General features: G+C 64.5%; 20 protein-coding genes. 10 read left to right on the top strand and 10 right to left on the bottom strand.

Annotated elements, in window-relative coordinates; translation table 11 throughout:
- The first annotated feature begins 23 nt into the window (after positions 1–23).
- The 3 genes from IVB28_RS11485 (at position 24) to IVB28_RS11475 (ending at position 2059) form a co-directional block, all read left to right on the top strand.
- Entirely contained in the window at positions 24–803 is a 780-nt protein-coding gene (locus IVB28_RS11485) for an NAD kinase (RefSeq protein ID WP_247526289.1), read from the top strand.
- A 98-nt stretch (positions 804–901) separates the two neighbouring features.
- Positions 902–1447, top strand: coding sequence for a response regulator (locus IVB28_RS11480; protein ID WP_247526287.1), 546 nt, complete (start codon positions 902–904; stop codon positions 1445–1447).
- Between the two features lie 27 nt (positions 1448–1474).
- Positions 1475–2059, top strand: a complete 585-nt coding sequence (locus IVB28_RS11475) for an Hpt domain-containing protein (RefSeq protein ID WP_247526285.1) — start codon at positions 1475–1477, stop codon at positions 2057–2059.
- A gap of 172 nt (positions 2060–2231) precedes the next feature.
- Here IVB28_RS11475 and IVB28_RS11470 read toward each other — a convergent pair whose 3' ends face one another.
- From IVB28_RS11470 to folE, 4 genes are all read right to left on the bottom strand, one after another.
- Entirely contained in the window at positions 2232–3398 is a 1167-nt protein-coding gene (locus IVB28_RS11470) for a DUF2336 domain-containing protein (RefSeq protein WP_247526284.1), read from the bottom strand.
- Positions 3399–3758: 360 nt separating this feature from the next.
- Positions 3759–4814, bottom strand: a complete 1056-nt coding sequence (locus IVB28_RS11465) for a lytic transglycosylase domain-containing protein (RefSeq protein WP_247526281.1) — start codon at positions 4812–4814, stop codon at positions 3759–3761.
- Between the two features lie 151 nt (positions 4815–4965).
- The gene (gene hisI / locus IVB28_RS11460; RefSeq protein WP_247526280.1) at positions 4966–5388 is read right to left on the bottom strand and encodes a phosphoribosyl-AMP cyclohydrolase; all 423 of its coding nucleotides are present in this window, start codon (positions 5386–5388) and stop codon (positions 4966–4968) included.
- 27 nt (positions 5389–5415) lie between these two features.
- Complete coding sequence (gene folE, locus IVB28_RS11455) at positions 5416–6108, bottom strand: GTP cyclohydrolase I FolE (RefSeq protein WP_247526278.1); 693 nt, start codon at positions 6106–6108, stop codon at positions 5416–5418.
- A 242-nt stretch (positions 6109–6350) separates the two neighbouring features.
- Between folE and IVB28_RS11450 the strand changes: the two genes are divergently transcribed.
- Positions 6351–6806, top strand: a complete 456-nt coding sequence (locus tag IVB28_RS11450; RefSeq protein ID WP_246922843.1) for an iron-sulfur cluster assembly scaffold protein — start codon at positions 6351–6353, stop codon at positions 6804–6806.
- Between the two features lie 120 nt (positions 6807–6926).
- Here the strand turns inward: IVB28_RS11450 and IVB28_RS11445 are convergent, their stop codons facing one another.
- Entirely contained in the window at positions 6927–7820 is an 894-nt protein-coding gene (locus IVB28_RS11445; protein WP_247526277.1) for a hypothetical protein, read from the bottom strand.
- Positions 7821–8048: 228 nt separating this feature from the next.
- Here IVB28_RS11445 and yidD point away from each other — a divergent pair, with 228 nt between their 5' ends.
- Both yidD and IVB28_RS29405 read left to right on the top strand, forming a co-directional pair.
- Positions 8049–8387 (top strand): membrane protein insertion efficiency factor YidD, encoded by a 339-nt coding sequence (gene yidD / locus IVB28_RS11440; protein ID WP_247526275.1) that lies wholly within the window; start codon positions 8049–8051, stop codon positions 8385–8387.
- 173 nt (positions 8388–8560) lie between these two features.
- Positions 8561–8689, top strand: a complete 129-nt coding sequence (locus IVB28_RS29405) for a hypothetical protein (RefSeq protein ID WP_256466987.1) — start codon at positions 8561–8563, stop codon at positions 8687–8689.
- Here IVB28_RS29405 and IVB28_RS11435 read toward each other — a convergent pair whose 3' ends face one another.
- Together IVB28_RS11435 and IVB28_RS11430 are read right to left on the bottom strand one after the other, a co-directional pair.
- A complete protein-coding gene (locus IVB28_RS11435) occupies positions 8690–9904 on the bottom strand; it encodes a hypothetical protein (RefSeq protein WP_247526273.1) in 1215 nt (404 codons plus the stop codon).
- Between the two features lie 2 nt (positions 9905–9906).
- Positions 9907–11274 carry an amino acid permease gene (locus IVB28_RS11430; protein WP_247526271.1) on the bottom strand — a complete coding sequence of 456 codons (1368 nt, stop codon included), beginning with the start codon at positions 11272–11274 and terminating at the stop codon, positions 9907–9909.
- A gap of 318 nt (positions 11275–11592) precedes the next feature.
- Here IVB28_RS11430 and IVB28_RS11425 point away from each other — a divergent pair, with 318 nt between their 5' ends.
- Positions 11593–12927 (top strand): alpha/beta hydrolase, encoded by a 1335-nt coding sequence (locus IVB28_RS11425; RefSeq protein WP_247526269.1) that lies wholly within the window; start codon positions 11593–11595, stop codon positions 12925–12927.
- 168 nt (positions 12928–13095) lie between these two features.
- On the opposite strand, the gene IVB28_RS11420 is transcribed toward IVB28_RS11425, so the two are convergent.
- Together IVB28_RS11420 and IVB28_RS11415 are read right to left on the bottom strand one after the other, a co-directional pair.
- On the bottom strand, positions 13096–13485 hold the full coding sequence (locus IVB28_RS11420; RefSeq protein ID WP_247526267.1) for a hypothetical protein: 390 nt from the start codon (positions 13483–13485) through the stop codon (positions 13096–13098).
- Between the two features lie 91 nt (positions 13486–13576).
- Positions 13577–14746 (bottom strand): MFS transporter, encoded by a 1170-nt coding sequence (locus IVB28_RS11415; RefSeq protein WP_247526260.1) that lies wholly within the window; start codon positions 14744–14746, stop codon positions 13577–13579.
- 182 nt (positions 14747–14928) lie between these two features.
- Between IVB28_RS11415 and thrS the strand changes: the two genes are divergently transcribed.
- The 3 genes from thrS (at position 14929) to IVB28_RS11400 (ending at position 18960) form a co-directional block, all read left to right on the top strand.
- Positions 14929–16971: a threonine--tRNA ligase gene (gene thrS / locus IVB28_RS11410; protein WP_247526258.1), complete on the top strand. Its 2043-nt coding sequence runs from the start codon at positions 14929–14931 to the stop codon at positions 16969–16971.
- Between the two features lie 93 nt (positions 16972–17064).
- On the top strand, positions 17065–17628 hold the full coding sequence (locus IVB28_RS11405; protein ID WP_247526256.1) for a nitroreductase: 564 nt from the start codon (positions 17065–17067) through the stop codon (positions 17626–17628).
- 63 nt (positions 17629–17691) lie between these two features.
- Positions 17692–18960, top strand: coding sequence for a serine hydrolase domain-containing protein (locus tag IVB28_RS11400; RefSeq protein WP_247526255.1), 1269 nt, complete (start codon positions 17692–17694; stop codon positions 18958–18960).
- Between the two features lie 1030 nt (positions 18961–19990).
- Here the strand turns inward: IVB28_RS11400 and IVB28_RS11395 are convergent.
- Positions 19991–20230, bottom strand: coding sequence for a hypothetical protein (locus tag IVB28_RS11395; RefSeq protein WP_247526253.1), 240 nt, complete (start codon positions 20228–20230; stop codon positions 19991–19993).
- Between the last annotated feature and the right edge of the window lie 12 nt (positions 20231–20242).

The raw sequence follows: 20242 nt of genomic DNA, 5'->3' as shown, positions 1-20242 counted from the left end.
TCCAGCGGCCCTGCCCGGATACCATGACCAAGCCCCAGCGATACGACCGCATCGCCTTCGTCGCCAGCCCGAGCAGCGAGGCGCAGGCCGCCTTCGGCCAGCTCACCAGGGACTATGGCAATTGCGCCCTGAAGGATGCCGATATCGTGGTCGCGCTCGGCGGCGACGGGCTGATGCTCCAGACGCTGCACCAGAACATGCACACGGGAAAACCGATCTACGGCATGCATCGCGGCACCGTGGGCTTCCTGATGAACGAGTATTCGCCGCACGATCTGCGCGCGCGGCTCGAGACGGCGCATGAGTCCGAGATCAATCCGCTCCTGATGCGCGCGACCGACCTCAACGACCGTGTTCACCTGCACCACGCCATCAACGAGGTGTACCTGTTCCGGCAGACCTCCCAGGCAGCGCGCCTGCGGATCCTGATCGACGAGCGCGAGCGCATGCCCGAGCTGATCGCCGACGGGATCATTGTGGCGACGCCGGCCGGCTCGACCGCCTACAATCTGTCGGCGCAGGGACCGATCCTGCCGATCAACGCCGCCCTGCTGGCGCTGACCCCGATCAGCGCCTTCCGCCCGCGGCGCTGGCGCGGCGCCCTGCTACCCAACACCGCCTATGTCGTGATCGAGGTGCTGGAGGACGACAAGCGTCCGGTCGCGGCCGTTGCCGACCATGAGGAAGTACGCAGGGTTCGGCGCGTCGAGATCCTCTCCGACAAGAGCATCTCGATGCGCATGCTGTTCGACCCAGGCCACAGCCTGGAAGAGCGCATCCTGCGCGAGCAGTTCGGCTACTAAACCGCAGCCCCGGTCGCCGCCGGCGCTTCGCTCGCAACCCTTCGTTAACCCTCGCCACGATATGGTTAACGAAGGTTGACCGTTTTGGCCCGAGCGTCATGTTCCGTATCGACTTCAACAAGCTGCGCTTCCTCGTCTGCGACGACAATCCGCACATGCGCCGCATCCTGCGGACGCTGCTGCATTCCTTCGGGGCGCGCGAGGTCTACGAGGCCGAGGACGGCGCCACCGCGCTCGAGATGTACAGCCACTACGTGCCCGACATCGTCATCACCGACTGGGCCATGCCGATTTTCGACGGACTCGAGCTCGCGCAGATGATCCGGCAACCGGACTCCAAGGGAAACCCCTACGCGCCGATCATCATGCTGACCGGTCATTCCGAGAAGCGCCGCGTCACCGTGGCACGCGATGCCGGCGTCACCGAATTCCTGGCCAAGCCGATCTCCGCCAAGGGGCTCTATCAGCGCATCCTCAATGTGGTCGCCAATCCCCGCCCCTTCATCAAGACCAAGACCTATTTCGGGCCGGACCGGCGCCGCAACACCAATGCCGCCTATATGGGTCCCGAGCGCCGAGTCGGCGAAAAGCATGAGTTGCTCCAGCAGCCTTCGCTGCTCGACAAAGCCCGCTCCTCCATCTAGCGCAAGTCTTCAGACGAGGCAGGCATCATGGCGAAGAACAGCGCAAAGGACATCGAGGTCAAGGCTTTCGCCACGCATCAGATCATCACGCAGCCCAACCCGCTGCGCAAGGTTATCCGCCGCGTCGACGAGAAGGACCTGGACGATCCGGTCGGCCGCGCCGAGCAGGCGCTCGCGGGCCTTTCCGGTGAGTTCAAGGACTGGATGGCCACCGAAATCAACCGGCTCTCGGCCGCCTATGTCGCCGTCCGCAATGATGGCTTCACCAAGGAAAGGCGCGACGAGCTGTTTCACGCCGCCCACGACATCAAGGGCGACGCCGCGACATTCGGCTATCCGGCGGCTGCAGGAATCGCCGAGAGCCTGTGCCGCGTCATCGAGCACGCGCCCAATCTCGAAAAGGTGCCGGCCGAACTGTTCACGCACCACATCAACGCGATCCTCGCCATCGTGCACGAGAATACCAAACTCGACAGCATCAGCGTCTCCGCCGAGCTCAGCCGGCGCCTGCGCAAGGTCGCCGACGATTATCTCGCCCATGTCAACCGCGACCGCCCCGAGCATCTCGAGGTGATCCTGGCGCCGAGCATCGTGCCGGCGGAGCAAGGCTGAGCTCTTACCCCTCGTCATTGCGAGGAGCACTTGCGACGCAGCAATGACGTGTTTTAGGCCTGCTCCACCGCCACGAGCAGTATCCGAGGGTGGGCAAAGCGAAGCGTGCCCACGATTCATCTCGCATGACACTGACAAGTGGGTGGGCACGGCGCCTCGCGCCTCACTCTCGCTACGCCGCGATCAGATCGTCGTAGGCTTCCTCGTCCGTCACGAGCTCGTCGCAGAACAGCCTTGCCTCCTCCCGCGCCGATTCCGTGGCGAAGCGGCGCAGCAGGACCATCAACGGCTCGGTGGCACCGCCGTCGGTCTCGCAATGGGTGAGCACGCGCTCGACCATGCGCCGGCGCAGCCGTGCCGCGCCGTCGTCGCTGTCGACGAAGCCTTGCTCGTGGCAGGCATCGAGCGCGACCTGGAACGCCGCGAACGTCGCCTCGGGAAGCCCGGCGCGACGGAGCAGCGCGTGCACGCTGTTGCCGCAGCGGTCGTGCAGCAGCGCGGTGACGCGCGCCAGCGGCAGATCGGCGAGTTCGGCCAGCGCCGCGTCGAACAGGTCGAGATTGCTCGACAGCAGCGCGCGCAGGATGAGCCCGGCGGTGAGCTGGCCCGTGACGCGCAGATGACGCACCAGACCCTGCATGTCCTCGCCGCGCGAGCGCGCCGCGATGTTGAGGGTGGAACGGTCGCGCGCCTCGATCGTGATGCGATCGGCACGATCGGCGCTCAGCCAGTTCCGCGCCACGACGAATTGCGCCAGCGTCTCGGAGAGTTTCGCCACCAGCGCGGCGCGGGTTGCGGACGGCAGATCATCCAGCACCAGCATCGCTTCGCGGATCGCGGCGAGATGGCCGTGGCGCTCGACGATGCGATTCCAGGAGAATGGCGCAAGCTCGGCATGGGGATTTTCGATCAGCTCCAGCGCAGCCGCCGCGCAGCCGACTTCGGCGATGGCGGCGCAGACTGATACCGGCAGCGCAATACGGCGGGCGACCGCGCATTGCACCTCGTCATTGCCGGTCGCGACGATGTCGACGAGATCGGCGTCGATCAGCAGCGGGGAATGTTCGAGCACGGGCAGCGCGACGGTCGGCTGGTCCGCCGACAGGGCCCGCACGATCGATGCCGGCGCATCAGGGCTGCGTGCAAAGGCCTCCGCCATCGCCTGCCGCACCAGCGGCGAGGGATCGTCGAGCAGCATCAAAAGCGCGCCTTCGGCGGCGATGCGGTCGTCTGTCGAAAGATCTGAGATCAGCCAGGCCCGGGCCAACGCCCGTGTTGCCTCGGCCCGCTCGCCGGCGGGTGCCGTCCTGATCCAATTGATGAACTGCCGAACAATCATGCTGCTTCCGGCTTACACAACAAACGAAAATGGTGACGGCTCGTCACCTGCAACACAAAATAAACCACGACGCTTAACAAAGCGTTCACCATAACTGGCTGGTTTTATTGATGATTTGTTAAGACGGAAAATCGCTGCAGGCCGCGAAACACCGGGAGGACGAGAGCTCGCGCCTATACTCCGTCATCGCGAGCGCAGCTGGAACGACAATCGCGCGTGCCCCGGAGGGTGCGCAGCACGTCAGTGATGCGCTGCTGAGCCGGGGCCCATTTCCCCACGCGCATTTGCCGCCGCGCTTGGTCCCGGCTCAGCGCAGCAGCGCTTCACGCACCAGCGCGTCGGGGACACGAGAGTAGACCGTCAGCTCGAGAACGTGCCGCTACGATCGCTGAAGAGATCGAGTGGCTGCGGCGGCCGCACTTCCGGCGTCGCTGACGCGGCCGAGGTCGCCGGTGCGACCGATCTCGCTGACGCGACCGAGGTGAGCGAGGCGTTGTTGCCCCATAATTTCTGCACCGTGGTCGAGACCGGCTGCGTGGCGTCGCCGGGCTGATAGATCGATCGGAAGGCCGGCGTGGTCGGCGTATTGTCCACGATCGTCGTTGGCGATGTCGCACTGACAGGCGTCACCGCGCGGATGCTCGGGAAGGTCTGGAGATAGGCGGCGTTATCGATGACGGGCGCGGTGGGCTGCACGCCGCTCGCGCTTGCGACCTCGGTGGTCGACGGCGTGCCGCCATACATCGCCATCGCGCTGCGGGTCGTTTTCGAATTGGCCGCGCTGGCATAGCGCGCGTCCAGCACCGAATACACTTCGGAGACGCTGCGGGCGCGGCCGTCCCTGGCGTAGAAGATCGAACGATTGGCGGACGCCGCGTTGGGAAACAGACGCGCGCCGACCGCTTGCGGATTGTCCTCGGCATTGGCGATCAGTTTTGCGGCTCCGCCGACGCCCATGAAATGCGCCATGTAGAGTTCGCTATCGCTCGGCCGGCGGCCGAGCAGGCCGGTGAGCTTGAAGCTGTTCGACTGCGTCAGTGCGCCCGCCATGCTGGACGCTGCCTCCGGATCGTCGCGCAGCTTCATGATCGACCGCTTCATGGCGGGATCATCGACGGCGTAGGTGCCCGACGAGGTCCTGGTGATGGCGTCGGAATAGCTGCCGTAGCCAAGCTGGGTGCCGGCCTCCTTCACGGTGCCGAGCCAGGTCTGGTCGATGAACTGGTAGAGCCCGTGCGCCGACGAGGTGGTGGCTCCCGCCGTCGGATCGAAATCCGATTCCATCTTGGCGGTGGTCAGCATGTACTGGAAGCTGACGCCGGTGACGTTCGAGGCCTGCTTGATCGCACCGGCGACGCGCGCCCGCGACGGATCGAGAACGGCCGTCTGCGTGGCACTGGAATTGTCGACCGACATGATGAGGTGCCCGCCCCGCGCGACGTTGAGTGGCGCCGGCAATTCGGCGCCCGTCGTCTCACCGTGGGACAGGCATGGTTAATGCGCGGTTAACTTGGCCGCTGTCGTTCCGGGGCACACCCGTATGTGCGAGCCCGGAATGACGGCCCTGCTATTTCTTGTAGACCGCATCCGGATCGAACAGCCTGTCGGCATCGGTGAACACCAGCTTGGCTCCCCCGCCCTCGGCCGCCACCTTGCGATAGAAGCAGGACCGCCGCCCGGTATGGCAGGCCGCGCCGATCTGCTCGACTCGGATCCAGACCGCGTCCTGGTCGCAATCAGTGCGCACCTCGACCACACGCTGGGTTTGACCTGAGGTCTCACCTTTTCGCCACAAGGCATTGCGCGAGCGGCTGAAGTACCAGGCCTCTCCGGTCGCGATCGTCTTGCGCAGCGCCTCCTCGTTCATGTGCGCGACCATGAGCACATCGCCGGTGGCGATGTCGGTCGCGACGCACGTCACGAGCCCTGTCGCGTCGAACCGCGGCTGGAAGGACAAGCCTTCCTCAATCTCATGGGAGTGAGCGGACACAGCAACCCTCGCCGTTTATTCGCGAGGTCAGCGCTGCAGACCTCGCACCAGGGACAGGAACCGCGCCTGCTCCGCCGGATTGTCGCGGAACATTCCGGTGAACCGGCTGGTGAAGGTGGAGGCGCCATGCTTGGCGACGCCGCGCACTGACATGCAGGTATGCTCGGCCTCGATCAGCACCGCAACGCCGCGCGGCTTGAGAACCTCGTCGATCGCCGCCGCGATCTGCGCCGTCAGATGCTCCTGGGTCTGGAGCCTACGGGCGAAGATGTCGGTGAGGCGCGCCAGCTTGGACAGGCCGACGACGCGTTCCACCGGCGTATAGGCGATGTGCGCCTTGCCGTAGAACGGCATCATGTGATGCTCGCATTGCGAGGTGAACTCGATGTCGCGCACCAGCACGAAATCGTCATAGCCCGCAGTCTCGCCAAAGGTGCGGTCGAGCACCTCGGCCGGGCACTGATGATAGCCCTGATAGAGCTCGTCGAAGGCCTCGACCACGCGGCGCGGCGTGTCGAGCAGGCCCTCACGCTGGGTGTTCTCGCCGATATAGGCGAGCAGCGTCTTCACGGCTGCTTCGGCCTCGGCACGCGCCGGGCGCGGCTGGTCGGCCCGAACGGCGGCCGCGAGGAATTCGGCAGGATCAAGCTCGGCCGGGCGGCTCTCGGGCTGCCGGTCGGAGGGCTTGCCCGGGCGGATGGATTTGATTGCAGCGTCCATATCGACTCCGTTCGACGGCCTTGCGGCCGGAGTGTCACCGGCAGACGGGGCGAACAAGCCGCCGGACGCCTGAAGAGAACAGTTTTGGCGCAAAGGGTCCGCAGGTTGCAACGCCGGTCGCACAGTTGGAAATCGCCGCCGGCGCGCCGCTGGACTGTTTTTCCGCCAGTTCCGACCCTATATAGGACCGTGAACGCCGCCCGCCAAGGCCGATCGGGTGCGGAAGTGCTGGACTCCTTCACATGCTGAACGACATCTACAACAAGCGGATCATCGAACTGGCCGGGAATATTCCGCGCCTCGGGCGGCTATCGGACCCCGATGCCTCCGCCACGGCCCACTCCAAGCTGTGCGGCTCGACCGTCAAGATCGATCTCAAGATGACCGGAGACACGGTCACCGACTTCGCTCATGACGTGAAGGCCTGCGCGCTGGGCCAGGCCTCTTCATCCATTATGGCAAGCCGGATCGTCGGCTCGACTGCGAGCGAACTCCGTGAGTTACGCGAGACTGTTCGCAAGATGCTGAAGGAGAACGGTGCGCCTCCTGAAGGCAAATGGGAGGAGATCAAGTTCCTCGAGCCGGTCCGCGATTACAAGGCGCGCCACGCCTCGACGCTTCTGACCTTCGATGCCGTGGTTGACGCCATCGGCCAGATCGAAGCCAAAGCCAAGCAGCCGGCTGTGGCGCAGGGCTGAGATCTCTCGCGTCATTCCGGGGCGATGCGCAGCATCGAACCCGGAATCCAGAGATTCTCAGCTGCGCAACTGCGCACCATAGTTCGCGCTACGAGCGCCCCGAATGACTGTCAAAAGAGCTTACTTCTGCGTCGCCGCAGCCGGCGCGGCCACACCGCCCGTCGGCACCACGGCTTCCGCCGTTTTGGTCGACTTGGCAGGTTGCTCCGGTTCCGCGCCGAACCGGGCCTGCGTCTTCGGGGCAAGCTCCGCCATCGCCGGCGCGGAGATGTCCACATGCGGCAGCACGTCGGCAAGGAGATCCGTGGTCACGAGATTGGTGAGCTTGAGCTCGCCGGCGTCCAGCTCGTGCAGATCTTCCCAGGGCGGAACGCTGAGCGCGAGCGACAGCAGATCGCCCGCTCCGCCCATGTCGAAGGTATATTTGGCCAGCCGGCCGATATCGCGCTCCACGATCATCAGATCCTGCGCGCTATAGCTCGCCGCCTTGGCATCGTCGGCACGGTCGCCCATCCAGATCTGGTGGACGCGGACATGGGCCGCTTCCGGCACGTAGCGCTTCTTGCCGGCCAGCAGCAGGAACACGCACATGGATTCGCAATAGGCCTCAGGCGCGACCGCCGGACGAGCCGACTGCCCGCCCCGGAGGCTAACGCCGACCGTGGTCAGGAGCCCGAGATTGCGGAAGCGTCGCCCAAGCGTGATCGCGTCATTGACGGAACCGCCGCTGGAATCGAGCACCACGGTGGCCCCGCCGAGCTGGCGACCGCGGGAAAACTCTTCGAAATTCTTCGGCGTGTCGGCGGTGATGATGCCCACCGCGCTGACCCAACCGCGGCAATTCGGCTCGCAGGCGATCCAGTTGAACTTCATCGGCAGCTTGCGCTCTTCGAGAGCAGCACCGGCGCGGGCCGACGACCCGAGCGTCGCGACGGCGCTAGCCAGCACGACTCCACATACGGCGGTTCCCACTAGCAACCAGCCGCGAAGATTGAGCGACGTCAGAACTTTCAAACTGGTCCCTTCCCCCAAGCCCCAAAGCGATTCGGGTAAGCCCCTTTTGCGTCCGATGAGTCTACACACGGACGTCACAAAAATGGTATCCGGGGGAATACAGATCGTCCATAGGCACTTGCTGCACTGCTCCCAAAAAGCATGCAAAATATGGCGTGGAAACAACGGCTTACAGTTCCCTGCATCGGAACCGTGCAATACCCTGCCCAACGTGGCATCACAGCGCACATGAAGCATTCAGCCTGCGGGCACTGTTCCAGTTCGGTTGAGGGGGTGGTTCGGCTCCCACGCAGATTCGGCCGTATGCTGATCTGGCTTTACCGGCACACGCTCTCGCCTTTGGTCGGCTACAATTGCCGGCATCTGCCGACCTGCTCCGTCTATGGCGACGAGGCGATCGAGCGGTTCGGGCTTTGGGCGGGCGGCTGGATGACGCTCGCGCGGCTGCTGCGCTGCAATCCGTTCGGCACGTCGGGCATCGACAACGTACCCCTCGCCGCGCCGCAACGCGGGCGCTGGTATCTGCCGTGGCGCTATGCCCGCTGGCGCGGCGTCAATGCCTCCTGAGATTGCTGCGATGCCTTGCGCATTGATGGCTTGAGCGGAACCTCGCACTTCGTTCCCGCGTTGTTTTGGTGCTCCCCCGGGAGGAAATAACAATGCGCTGGAAAATCAGCCCTCATTCTCACTTCGGATCTGGGCCCACCCCCGGCTCCAGGCGGCATCACGATCCCAGGACCATGGATCTGCTCGCGATCGTCGGCTTGCTGGCGCTTGTGCTCGGCTCCGGCTGGTATCTTGCAACGAGCCTTGCGACGGCGCCGAGCACGACGGCGTTCATCGTGCCCAGCCAGAGCGTGCACTGGTAATCAGCGAAACCAATAGAAGCGGCCGGGCGGCGGCGGGATCGGCTCGGGTGGACGCAGTCGCTTCGGACGCGGCGGCTTTGCCGCCGGCTCGGCTGCCGAAGTGGTCTCCGCAGCGGGCGCGGTCTCGCTGCCCGGCACTTTCACCGACAGCAGCAAATTCGATTCGTGCATCCGCCAGCGATAGCCAACGCCGAAATCGATCGGCTGAGCGCGCGTGAACAGCTGGGCATAGCGCTCCTGGTAGCGGCCGGGGAATTCGTCGATCGGGCCGAGATAGCGGCCGAATGGGAAGAACTGCCATTGCCGTGGGTTGTAATTCGCAAGCGGAATGCCGGAATCGTCCTGGATGATGGTGGCGCTGTTGGCAAGCAGCCAATCGCGTACGACCGTGAAGTTGCCGGAGTGCATAAGATAGGACGCACTCTTGAGCAGGCTGTTGCCGGGTCCGAGCGTCTCGCAGAACTTCAGGAAACCTGCGGCGCGGGCGCCGGAATTGGAAAGATCGGTCGAGAAATAATACAGCGTGCGCGTTTCCCCATCGCTCCCAGCGAAGGTGATGCGGACACCGCGCGTCGCATTCCGTCCCGGATTGTCGTCGCCGGCATGCATTCCGCCCTTGTCGTCGAGCGCGACCATCTCGACGTTGCGGATAGTCTTGCCGGAGCGGACGAGGAACACATAGAGGATCGGCAAGGTGCCGTTGACCTGGTTGGCGTGCAGGTCGACCTTCATCTGTTTGGTGATGAAGAAGGAAAAGCTCAGGATCGAGCCGAGCGAACGCTCGACATTGTAGAGCGCCGCGCCGACCGAACCACGCGGCAGCCGCGTCAAATCGGGCACGGCGCCGACCGGCTCCAGCGCACCGAGCACATAGGTGCTGGCTTTGGAATAGAAGGTGTTGGCGTAGAGGAAATCCGGGCCGCTGAACATGTAGAACATGGTCGGACGGGGCGCGGCGAGATTGACGTCGGCCCAATTGCGGATCTTCGAGAGCTGGCGCTGTTCGAGCTGGGCGAATGCGCCGTCGAAGAACTTTGCATGGCGCTGCCAGCCCGGATCCTTGGTGAGCGGCACCAGCGGCGAGTCCGCCGAAGGCTGCATGCCCGCGAGGAAGCGTGCGGTGTCATCGAAGGTCACGTCGGCGGCGTTTGCGGACGAGACGGCCGCAGCCAGCAGGGCGAGAGCTGCGGCCGCAATTCTGAAGGGTCGAAGCATGTCTATTCGCGATTGTGTGAATTGCCAGCGGCGACCGGCCGCCTGCGGAAAACAGCATAAATCAGCAGGCCCGAGAGCATGACGAGCATCCCTGAGAGCGACTGCACCGGCCGCTCGGTCAACAGGTAGTACATCATGAAGCCGGTCACGAGCAGGAAAACGAGCGGCGTGAACGGGTATCCCCAGGCGCGATAGGGCCTCGGCAAATCGGGATCGGTGATGCGAAGCTTGATGACGCCGGCGACCGTGAAAAACGAGCAGAACAAGAGTGCGAACTGGATGAAATCGAGCACCGCCTCGAAGCTGCGCGTGAACAGCAGCAAATTGGCGACGGCGAGCTGGAACAGGACGGCATAGGCCGGCGCGCCGCGCGCCGATCGCTTCGAGAAGACGCGTAAGGCGGGAATGTCCTCCCCCATCGTCATCATCACACGCGGGCCGATCCACATCATCGCAGAGATCGAGGAGATCAGCCCGACGCAGATCATCGCGCCGACGATCCGGCCGCCGAGGCTGCCGAAGATGGCGCTGCCGGCAACGCTGGCAACGTCAAGCTGGCCGGCGAGCGCGCCGACCGGCGTGGAGTAGAGGAACACCGCGTTCAGCGCGACATACAGCACGAGCACGATCAGCGTGCCCACCAGCAGCGCGCGCGGCAGGCTCTGCTGCGGGGTATTCATCTCACCGATGATGTAGGTCGCGGCATTCCAGCCCGAGAACGAATACATCACGAAGACGAGCCCGATCGCGAAGGGCGCGCTGACAATGTGGGCGAGATCGCCCGGCTGCGGCGCGAACGTGATCGGTTGCGGGGTAGCGATGACGAAGCCGGCGACCAGGAAGGCCACGATCAGCACGACCTTAATGATGGTCGAGATCAGCTGGAAGGTGGAGGAGTGCCGGACGCCGGTCAGTTGCACGAGCGAGACCAGCCACACCACGGCGATGGCAAGCGGGATCGGCGGCAGATCGGGCACGACCGATTTGGCATACTCGCCGAACGCCATCGCCGCCAGAGCGACGGGCGCCGCAAAACCCACCGTCGCCGAAACCCAGCCGGCGAGGAAGCCGAAAGCCGGATGATAGGCACGGCCGAGGAAATTATACTCGCCGCTCGAGCGCGGAAACATCGCCCCGAGTTCGCTGTAGGCGAACACCCCGCATAGCGCGACGATGCCGCCGATGCTCCAGAGCAGCAGGATCGAGAAGCCGGACGGGATATCCTTGACCTGGAAGCCGAGGCTGGTGAAGACACCGACCCCGATCATGTCGGCCACCACGATGGCGGTTGCGACCCGAACCGACACCCCGGTCCCGCTTCCGGTCAGCCGAGCCGTCCAGGGTGCGGTTCCCGCATCTGATGCCGTCATCGGGGTCCTTCACCTCAGGCGTTATGCCTTGGGGGCGCATCGTGCAGTTTGGCCCAGTCAATTCAAGCAGGGTTAACAAGGGTTAAATGAGGCAGCGGAAACGGGTATTGCAGCACCGCTTGTCCCCACTGCCAGGTGAAAAGCTGCGTCTCTCCCGGAAAAACCAGCTCCCCTTCCCCACAATCAGGACACGATTGCGTGGTCCTTTTGAGCGTTCCGGATGTGGGGAAGTTCTCCGGACGCTTAACGTCGCCTAAACGCCCGTCGGCTCAATTGTCTAGAGATTGCCGATGGACGTGACTTTGGGGTCTTGGGTGGATGGTCGGGGCCGTTCCGAAAATGAGAGCTGACAGTCGTGCCGATCGGACGCGGTCCGGTCGACGCGGTCGTGCGCTCCGGATCGGCCTGATCTCAGCCTTGGTGCCGCTGTCGCTGACACTGGTTCAATGCGGCAAGGCGCCGAACCCGGCAGCCCTTGCCGCGAATTCGCAGGCCAATGTCCCGGTGGTCAATCAGGTCGTCGCGAAAACCAGACAGCAAGTAGCAAGCGGCGACACGTTCGAGGATCGCTTCCCTGCTCCGCAATTCAGAGAGCGCTTTCCCTCGGGGAGCGAAAGTCTGCTGCAGCGGCAGATGTCGGACTTCTCGCCCAAGCGCGCTGTGCAGCAACAGGTGCCGGAGCAAGCCCCCTACAAGGTCGCCTCGCTCGAGCCGCAGGCCCCCTATAAGCGCCCGCCACGCGACGACCTGACGACCCTCGTCAGCATGAAGTCGTCGGCCTTTCCCTATTTCGGCAACAACCCCGCCTCCGACGCGCCCTTCCTCAACATCTCCAAGGGCGATCGCCGTGGCCACCGCAGCTATTCCGGTCGCGTGTTCTGGCAGGACGAGACCTATAATGACAGCCGCGTGCTGATGCACGTGCCCGAGCATTTCGACGTGCGCAAGCCGGGCGTGATCGTGGTGTTCTTCCACGGCAATGGCGCAACGCTCGAACGCGACGTGCGCGATCGCCAGCTGGTGCCCAAGCAGATCACCGATTCCGGCGCCAACGCCGTGCTGCTTGCACCGCAGATGGCGGTCAATGCCGCCGATTCCAGCGCCGGCAAGTTCTGGCAACCGGGCGGCTTCAAGCGCTTCATGGCGGAAGCGGCCGACCACCTCGCCCGCGTCACCGGCGATCCCAACAGCACGCGCGCCTTCGCCAACATGCCGATCGTGATCGTCGGCTATAGCGGCGGCTTCCTGCCGACGGCCTGGAGCCTGGAGGTCGGCGGCATCAGCGACCGCGTCCGCGGGGTCGTGCTGCTCGACGCCGTCTATGGTGAAATGGACAAGTTCGCATCCTGGATCGAGAGCCACCGCTCCGGCTTCTTCGTCAGCGCCTACACCCGCCACACCGCGCCGCGCGACCGCGAGCTAATGGGCATGCTCCGTCAGAAGGGCATCAGCGTCGCCGAGGACATGGATGGGCCGCTCCATCCCGGCAGCGTGGTGTTCGTCGAGACCGGCGACGGCATCAGCCATCGCGACTACGTCACCCGTGCCTGGACGCGGGATCCGCTCAAGGACGTGCTGGTGAAGATGTCGGCGACTCCGTCGCTGGCGCTCACGCGCGTCGCCTCCACCAATCCCCCCGCCTCGAGCCGCTAAAGCATGATCCGGAAAAGCGCGCAGCGGTTTTCCGAAAAGATCATGCTTAAACAACAGCCTAAAGCGCGATGGCGATTCATCCTAATCGCATAGCGCTTTAGGGCTTGCGATATTGCGCCAGCGGTAGTCGGCCAGGCTTGCCTACAACTGTCCTGCCCCTGATCTGCCTCAGGTTTTTGGTAGCTTCGGAATGCTCTCGGCAAAGCCGTTGAAGCAGGCCAGTCGCTCGTCCTCTTCCTTGAAGAAACGGCAATCGGCGTAGCCCTTGGCCTTCGCCGGTTTCGGCTTCGGCGCCGGCGGAATCACGGCATCGTAGCAATTGAGCCGGTCCTTGGTGCCGTCATCGAGCTCAAGGCAGGCCTGGAGCCGCGCCGCGACCGATTGCGGCTTGCCCTTCGGCGCCGCGGCCGGCTTGGCCGCTGCCTCCTTGGTCCCCGCCTTGGTCCCCTTGGGCTTGACCTGCACCAGCGGCTTGTCCCCGACCATCGGTGGCTTGTCGGCTTGCGCAAACGCGGAGGCTGAATAGAGCACCGCGGCAACCGCCAGAATCATCCTCATCTCAGTCAACTCTCTTTGGTCCCCCTGCCTCGCCTTCTAGCGCTCCCGCGCGCGGTTTGCCAAGCATCTTGCGCACACTAAACCGCGGGAATCAGGCCGTTGAGGCAGCGGGCCGGGGCCGGGTCAGGATCAGCAGGATCAGCGCCACGGCGATGAAAGCGGCGGCGACGAAGCCGAGCGTATGCAGGAGCTCGCGGGCGAACAACAGTCCGCCGATCGCCGAGCCGACCGCCTGGCCGATATAGAGGACCGAGGTGTTGAGCGCGACGGTCGCCGATGCTAGCGGCGGCGCGGCGGCGACCAGCCGCACCTGCTGCATCGAATTGGTCGAGGCAAAGCCGAGGCCCCAGATCGCGACCCCGCACGTCATGAAAGCAAGCGCCCCCGCGCCGACCGCCCAGCCCGTGACCCCCGCAAGCAGCAGGCAGGTGAACAGCAGCGAGGTGCGATAGGGTCCAGAGCTGTCGACGATGCGGGTGGCGAAGACGACGCCGAGGAGTCCGCAAACGCCGTAGAGCGCGAACACCATGCCGATCGCATCCGGGCCGGCGCCGGTGAGCTTGTTGAGCAGCGGGCCCATGAAGGTGAACACCACGAACTGCCCCGACATTTGCAGCATGGTGATCGCAAGCAGCAGCAGAATCGTCCTGTTGGCGCCGACTTCGCGCCAGGTCTTCAAATCCACCGGGGCGCCCTTCAGGCCCGCCGGAAGCCGCAGCAGCAACAGCAGGAAACTGAGACAACCGAGCGCGCCGACCTCACCATAGGCCGCCCGCCAGCCATAGCGGCTGGCGATGAAGGTGATCAGCGGCAGGCCGACGGCGGCAGCCAGCGACCAGCCGAGAAAGATATAGGCGATGGTGCTGCCCCGCCGCTGCGCCGGCACGATCAACGCCGCCGTGCCGGCGGCCTGCGGCGTATAGAGCGCACCGACCGCGAGCATCGCGAGACGGATGGCGAGAAGGCTGGTGTAGTCGGGCGCAAAGGCGGAGGCGAGATTGCCGAGCGCAAGCACCGCGAGCGCCGTCGTGAGCAACGTCCGCCGTTCGATGCGACTGGTCAGCCAGGCCGTCAGGGGCGAGCCGATGCACAGCGTCACCGCCCCGAAGGTGATCAGCAGCCCGGCCGCATGAATGCTGACGTCGAGCCCGCTCGCCAATTCCGGCAACATACCCGCCGGGGCCAGCACGGAGCAGCCGGTGACGAGATTGCCGAGCATCAGGGCGGTCGGCGCGAAACGCCGGGCGCGTGCATTTTCCATGCAGGTGCATGTAGAGCAGTCGCCCAGCCGGTTAAAGGGCCCGCGGGGAATAGTTCGTATGCGCGCCGCTTTCTGCGCCGATTTTCTTGGAATTGCCGGATTGCGCGGGCCGAATCGCCTGATATATCGCTCGTTCCCGCTTACCTGCGCTCGTTCGCAGGAGTGAGCCTCAGGAGAAAAGCATGACCGACCAGCCCAAATCCGAGTCCGGATTCCAGTACAGCCTCTCCAATCTGAAGCCCGTGACCCCCGCCGCCAAAGTCACCCTCACCTTTCCCGACGGCGCCCAGCGCCAGTTCGACCACGGCATCACCGGCCTCGACATCGCTAAGGGCATCTCGCCATCGCTGGCCAAGCGCACGGTTGCGATGGCGCTTGACGGCGTGGTCGCCGACCTCAACGATCCCATCGAGGCCGACGCCAAGATCGAGTTCGTCAACCGCGACGATCCGCGCGCGCTCGAACTGATCCGCCACGACTGCGCGCATGTGCTGGCCGAAGCCGTGCAGACGCTGTGGCCGGGCACGCAGGTCACCATCGGACCTGTAATCGAGAACGGATTCTACTACGACTTCTTTCGCAACGAGCCGTTCACGCCGGAAGATTTTGCCGCGATCGAGAAGAAGATGCGCGAGATCATCGCGCGCGACAAGTCTTTCACCAAGGAAGTCTGGGACCGCGAGAAGACCAAGCAGGTGTTCCGCGACAAGGGCGAGGCGTTCAAAGTCGAGCTGGTCGACGCCATTCCCGGCACCGAGCCGATCAAGATCTACTACCAGGGCGACTGGTTCGATCTGTGCCGCGGCCCGCATATGACATCGACCGGCAAGGTCGGCAACGCCTTCAAGCTGATGAAGGTGGCGGGCGCGTACTGGCGCGGCGATTCCAACAACCCGATGCTGACTCGCATCTACGGCACGGCCTTCGCCAAGCAGGAGGACCTCGACGCTTATCTCAAGCAGATCGAGGAAGCCGAAAAGCGCGACCATCGCAAGCTCGGGCGTGAGCTCGACCTCTTCCACTTCCAGGAGGAAGGTCCGGGCGTGGTGTTCTGGCACCCAAAGGGCTGGACCATCTTCCAGCAGCTGATCGCCTATATGCGCCGGCGCCTGACCGGCGACTACAGCGAGGTCAACGCGCCGCAGATCCTCGACAAGGTGCTGTGGGAGACCTCGGGACACTGGGGCTGGTATCGCGAGAACATGTTCGCGGCGCAGTCGGCCGGCGACGAGGCCGAGGACAAGCGCTGGTTTGCGCTCAAGCCGATGAACTGCCCGGGCCACGTGCAGATCTTCAAGCACGGCCTGAAGAGCTACCGCGACCTGCCGCTGCGCCTCGCCGAATTCGGCGTGGTCCATCGCTACGAGCCTTCCGGCGCCATGCACGGATTGATGCGCGTGCGCGGCTTCACCCAGGACGACGCGCATATCTTCTGCACCGAGGATCAGCTCGCCGCGGAATGCCTGAAGATCAACGACCTGATCCTGTCGACCTATGCCGATTTCGGCTTCACCGGCGATCTCACCGTGAAGCTGTCGACCCGTCCGGAGAAACGCGTCGGCACCGACGCGATGTGGGATCACGCCGAGCGCGTGATGGCGACGGTTTTGCGCGAGATCCAGTCGCAGAACAATCACATCAAGACCGAGATCAATCCGGGCGAAGGCGCCTTCTACGGTCCGAAGTTCGAATATGTGCTGCGCGATGCCATCGGCCGCGACTGGCAGTGCGGCACCACGCAGGTCGACTTCAACCTGCCGGAGCGGTTCGGCGCGTTCTACATCGACCATGACGGCGGCAAGAAGCCGCCGGTGATGGTGCACCGGGCGATCTGCGGCTCGATGGAGCGTTATATCGGCATCCTGATCGAGCACTATGCCGGCAACTTCCCGCTCTGGCTGTCGCCGGTGCAGGCGGTGGTCACGACCATCACCTCGGAAGGCGACGAGTACGCCAAGGTGGTGATGGAACAGGCGCGGCGCGCGGGGCTGCGGGTCGAGATCGACCTGCGCAACGAAAAGATCAACTACAAGGTCCGTGAGCATTCGCTGGCCAAGATCCCCGCGCTGCTCGTGGTCGGCAAGAAAGAGGCCGAGACGCATTCGGTCTCGGTCCGCCGCCTCGGCAGCGACGGCCAGAAGGTGATGACGACGGCCGAGGCGATCGCCGCGCTGGTCGACGAGGCGACGCCGCCGGATGTCCGCCGGATGCGGGAAGCGGGCTAGTCCCTGAAATCGATCTAAATTCGCTTCCGGTTGCGGGCGTGCATGCCTATCTCGGCATGACACGCCCGACGACCAGCCGAAGAGGATATTGCAGTGCCCGACGCCATCGAACTCCTGAAGACCCGTCGTTCGGTCAAGCCGCGCGAGATGACGGGGCCCGGCCCCTCTCCGGCCGAGCTCGAGACGATCCTCACCATCGGGGCGCGCGTGCCTGACCACGGCAAGCTGGCCCCCTGGCGCTTCATCATTTTCGAGGGCGATGGCCGCCAGCGCGCCGGCGAGGTGATCGCGAAGGTCTTTGCGCGGAAGAATCCCGGCGCACCCGCCGCCGACGTCGAGATCGAGCGCAAGCGCCTCACCGACGCGCCGCTGGTGATCGGCATCGTCAGCTTCACCAGGCCGCACCCGAAGGTGCCGGCGTTCGAGCAGGAATTGTCGGCGGGCGCCAGCGCCATGAACATCGTCACGGCCGCGACCGCGCTCGGCTACGGCGCCTGTTGGCTGACCGGCTGGTTCTCCTTCGATCGCGACGTGCTCGACGGCCTCGGCCTCAAGCCGGACGAAAAGCTCGCCGGCTTCGTCCACGTCGGCACGCCGACCAAGCCGAGCGAAGACCGCCCGCGACCGTTCCTGTCGGAAATCGTGACGCGTTTTTAATCGATGTTGTGTTGACGCATCTCGCGTCTTGCGGCTTTGATCCCGCCGAGGGAGGAAGGCCGGATGAAGCGTCGTGATTTTCTGGTCGGAGCCGCACTGCTCGCCGGCTCGATGGCCCGAAGCCGGGCCGCAGACATCCCCGCCCCCTCGCCGGAGGGGCTCGATCGCATCACGACCTTCTTCGACAACGAGGTGGGAAGCGGCCGGCTTCCCGGCGCCGTGATCCTGGTGCAGCAGCACGGCAAGCCGGTCTACCTGAAGACCTTCGGCGTGCGCGATACCAGGACGGGCCTTGCCATGACGCCCGACACGATCTTCGCCATCCACTCCATGACCAAGCCGATCACGTGTCTTGGCGCAATGATGCTGATCGACGAGGGCAAGCTCGCGCTCACCGACCCCGTGTCGAAATACGTCCCCCTGTTTGCCGAGACCAAGGTTGGCCTCGAGATCACCCTGCCCGACGGCAAGCTGGAGCTCAACCTCGTGCCGCCGGTCCGTCCCGTCAACATCGAGGATCTGCTGCGGCATACCTCGGGCATCAGCTACGACTATATCGGCGGCAAATGGGTCGAGCAGGCCTACCAGGCCGCCAACATCTTCGAAGGCCAATTCAACAACAGGGAGTTCGCCGATCGCATCGCCAAGCTGCCGCTGGCGCGGCAGCCAGGAACGCTGTGGCGTTACGGCCATTCCACCGACGTGCTCGGCAGCGTCATCGAAATCATCTCGGGCCAGACGCTGTACGCCTTCCTCAAGCAGCGCATCTTCGATCCGCTCGGCATGAGCAGCACCAAATTCGCGCTGGCGACCGAGGGCGAGCTGGTGCGGATGGCGCGGCCGCTGCCGAACGATTTCATTTTGCTCGCCGGCGAGCGCGATCGCCTCGACCACCCCGAATGGCAGTCCGGCGGCGGGGGCCTGCTCTCGACTATTACCGACTATCAGCGCTTCTCGCAGATGCTGCTGAACGGCGGCGAGTTCGAGGGCAAGCGCTATCTGAGCCCCGCCGCGTTCAAGGCCATGACGACGGACCACATCGGGCCCGGCTCCGGCGTCGGACGCGATTATTTCTATTTCCCGGGCGACGGCTTCGGCTATGGCTACGGCCTTGCGGTGCGGACCGACCCCGGCAACGCGAAACCGCCGCCGCCCGGCTCGCTCGGCGAGCTGAAATGGGACAGTGGAAGCGGCACCTATTTCGGCGTCGATCCCAAGCTCGACATGGTCTACCTCATGATGCAGCAGACCCAGAACGAGCGCAGCCGCACTACGCCCGCGTTCAAGGCGCTGGTCTACGACTGCTACCCTGAAGGGCTACGCCGCCCGTGAGGCGCGCTGGCCGAGATCGGCGAGCAGCTTTGCGACCTCGCCGGCGGGCCGCGCCGCGTTGAACAAAAAAGTCCTGCAACCTGTGACAGCTGACACGAGGTCGCAGTTTCGGCGCGCGGCATATCGGACATCGTCGTTTGCGAGCGCAGCGGAGCAATTCAGACTCTTCCCGCGGTGGCAGCCTTGACTGCTTCGCTGCGCTCGCAATGACGGAGTGTGGCGACAACGCTCGTCTCTCTCGTGCCCCGGACGCGGTGCGGCACGCAGTGACGCTCCGCAGAGCCGGGACCCAGCAAGGCTGCGTCCGGGGTACGGGACTGTTCGTTGAATAACTGGCATGGGATCGCATCCTCGCGGCGTGTTCGCCCGAGCTTTGCTTTGTGGTCTCACCCTCATTGAAAGAGGGCGCAGGGAAGACCGGGTGCCGGCCGGGCACCCACGGTCCACTGTGCGAAAGGTGGGAACAAGAATTTGTACAGCGGCATACAGGTGAAGCCAAACAACCGGCCTTCCCTGCGCAGTGGTTTTACGGCTTATGTCGTGCTCTCCCCGGGGAGCGATGCACTATTGCCCCCGTCGCCTTGCGGATGGCTGACGCATGCGTCCGGTTGGACGGCACGCATCACCACAAGACTTGACGCACAGACCCCCGGGCGTCAGGACCACACGATTTTGCCGTACGCCGATTACACCGGTCGTGTGCGCGACGACCTCGCTCACGGCTCTCCGCCCTGCGAAGCTCTTCGCGCCGATGCAACTAGCGTCCACCGCCGTCCGGCGCGCGTTCGTGACGATCGCGATACGCCCCTCTTCCTTGGGCCGGGTTGCCGCGACACATACGTCATTCCGAATTTCGGTAAAGTGGAATATTTTCCGCAACGCGGATTGACCGAGCCATGGCCTGTTTTGCCCGTCGACAACGCAAAGTCTTGTGGCCCGGATGTGCGAAGCGCCATTCGGTTCTCGGCCAAGGGGGGGAAGGTCCCGGATCGGCCTTCGCTCCATCGGGGCTAAGGAGCTGGGCCCGCCGCTAGTCCTCCCTGGACGCGGCGGAGCGGTCGCGCAAGTACGCCTGCGACAACAGGAAGAACAAGGCACGCGCGCCATGATATTTGGCCGACGGCCGGGTGCGCTCGAAGCCGTCGGCAAATACCTTGCCCGACTGGTCGCGCACATGCCACCGCCAGCCAAACCGCTTACGCCTGGTGAGGATCACTTCGAACATGCCGACGAACTTGATCCCTGCCCCTTGCCGGTCTCGCAGACGCACAAGCCTGCTCCG

Origin of the sequence: Bradyrhizobium sp. 199 (assembly GCF_023073355.1) — a bacterium.
GTDB lineage: Bacteria > Pseudomonadota > Alphaproteobacteria > Rhizobiales > Xanthobacteraceae > Bradyrhizobium.
Note: the sequence above shows the minus strand (reverse complement) of the source record. Positions and strands in the feature narration are given on the sequence as shown.

Bases quoted from the DNA above. Each gene is read 5' to 3' on its own strand.
- IVB28_RS11430 (WP_247526271.1), bottom strand. From the start codon at position 11,274: ATGACGGCATCAGATGCGGGAACCGCACCCTGGACGGCTCGGCTGACC.
- thrS (WP_247526258.1), top strand. From the start codon at position 14,929: ATGACCGACCAGCCCAAATCCGAGTCCGGATTCCAGTACAGCCTCTCC.
- IVB28_RS11475 (WP_247526285.1), top strand. From the start codon at position 1,475: ATGGCGAAGAACAGCGCAAAGGACATCGAGGTCAAGGCTTTCGCCACG.
- IVB28_RS11465 (WP_247526281.1), bottom strand. From the start codon at position 4,814: ATGTCGGTCGACAATTCCAGTGCCACGCAGACGGCCGTTCTCGATCCG.
- yidD (WP_247526275.1), top strand. From the start codon at position 8,049: ATGAAGCATTCAGCCTGCGGGCACTGTTCCAGTTCGGTTGAGGGGGTG.
- IVB28_RS11420 (WP_247526267.1), bottom strand. From the start codon at position 13,485: ATGAGGATGATTCTGGCGGTTGCCGCGGTGCTCTATTCAGCCTCCGCG.
- IVB28_RS11470 (WP_247526284.1), bottom strand. From the start codon at position 3,398: ATGATTGTTCGGCAGTTCATCAATTGGATCAGGACGGCACCCGCCGGC.
- IVB28_RS11400 (WP_247526255.1), top strand. From the start codon at position 17,692: ATGAAGCGTCGTGATTTTCTGGTCGGAGCCGCACTGCTCGCCGGCTCG.
- IVB28_RS29405 (WP_256466987.1), top strand. From the start codon at position 8,561: ATGGATCTGCTCGCGATCGTCGGCTTGCTGGCGCTTGTGCTCGGCTCC.
- IVB28_RS11480 (WP_247526287.1), top strand. From the start codon at position 902: ATGTTCCGTATCGACTTCAACAAGCTGCGCTTCCTCGTCTGCGACGAC.
- IVB28_RS11450 (WP_246922843.1), top strand. From the start codon at position 6,351: ATGCTGAACGACATCTACAACAAGCGGATCATCGAACTGGCCGGGAAT.
- IVB28_RS11415 (WP_247526260.1), bottom strand. From the start codon at position 14,746: ATGGAAAATGCACGCGCCCGGCGTTTCGCGCCGACCGCCCTGATGCTC.
- IVB28_RS11425 (WP_247526269.1), top strand. From the start codon at position 11,593: ATGGTCGGGGCCGTTCCGAAAATGAGAGCTGACAGTCGTGCCGATCGG.
- folE (WP_247526278.1), bottom strand. From the start codon at position 6,108: ATGGACGCTGCAATCAAATCCATCCGCCCGGGCAAGCCCTCCGACCGG.
- IVB28_RS11435 (WP_247526273.1), bottom strand. From the start codon at position 9,904: ATGCTTCGACCCTTCAGAATTGCGGCCGCAGCTCTCGCCCTGCTGGCT.
- IVB28_RS11485 (WP_247526289.1), top strand. From the start codon at position 24: ATGACCAAGCCCCAGCGATACGACCGCATCGCCTTCGTCGCCAGCCCG.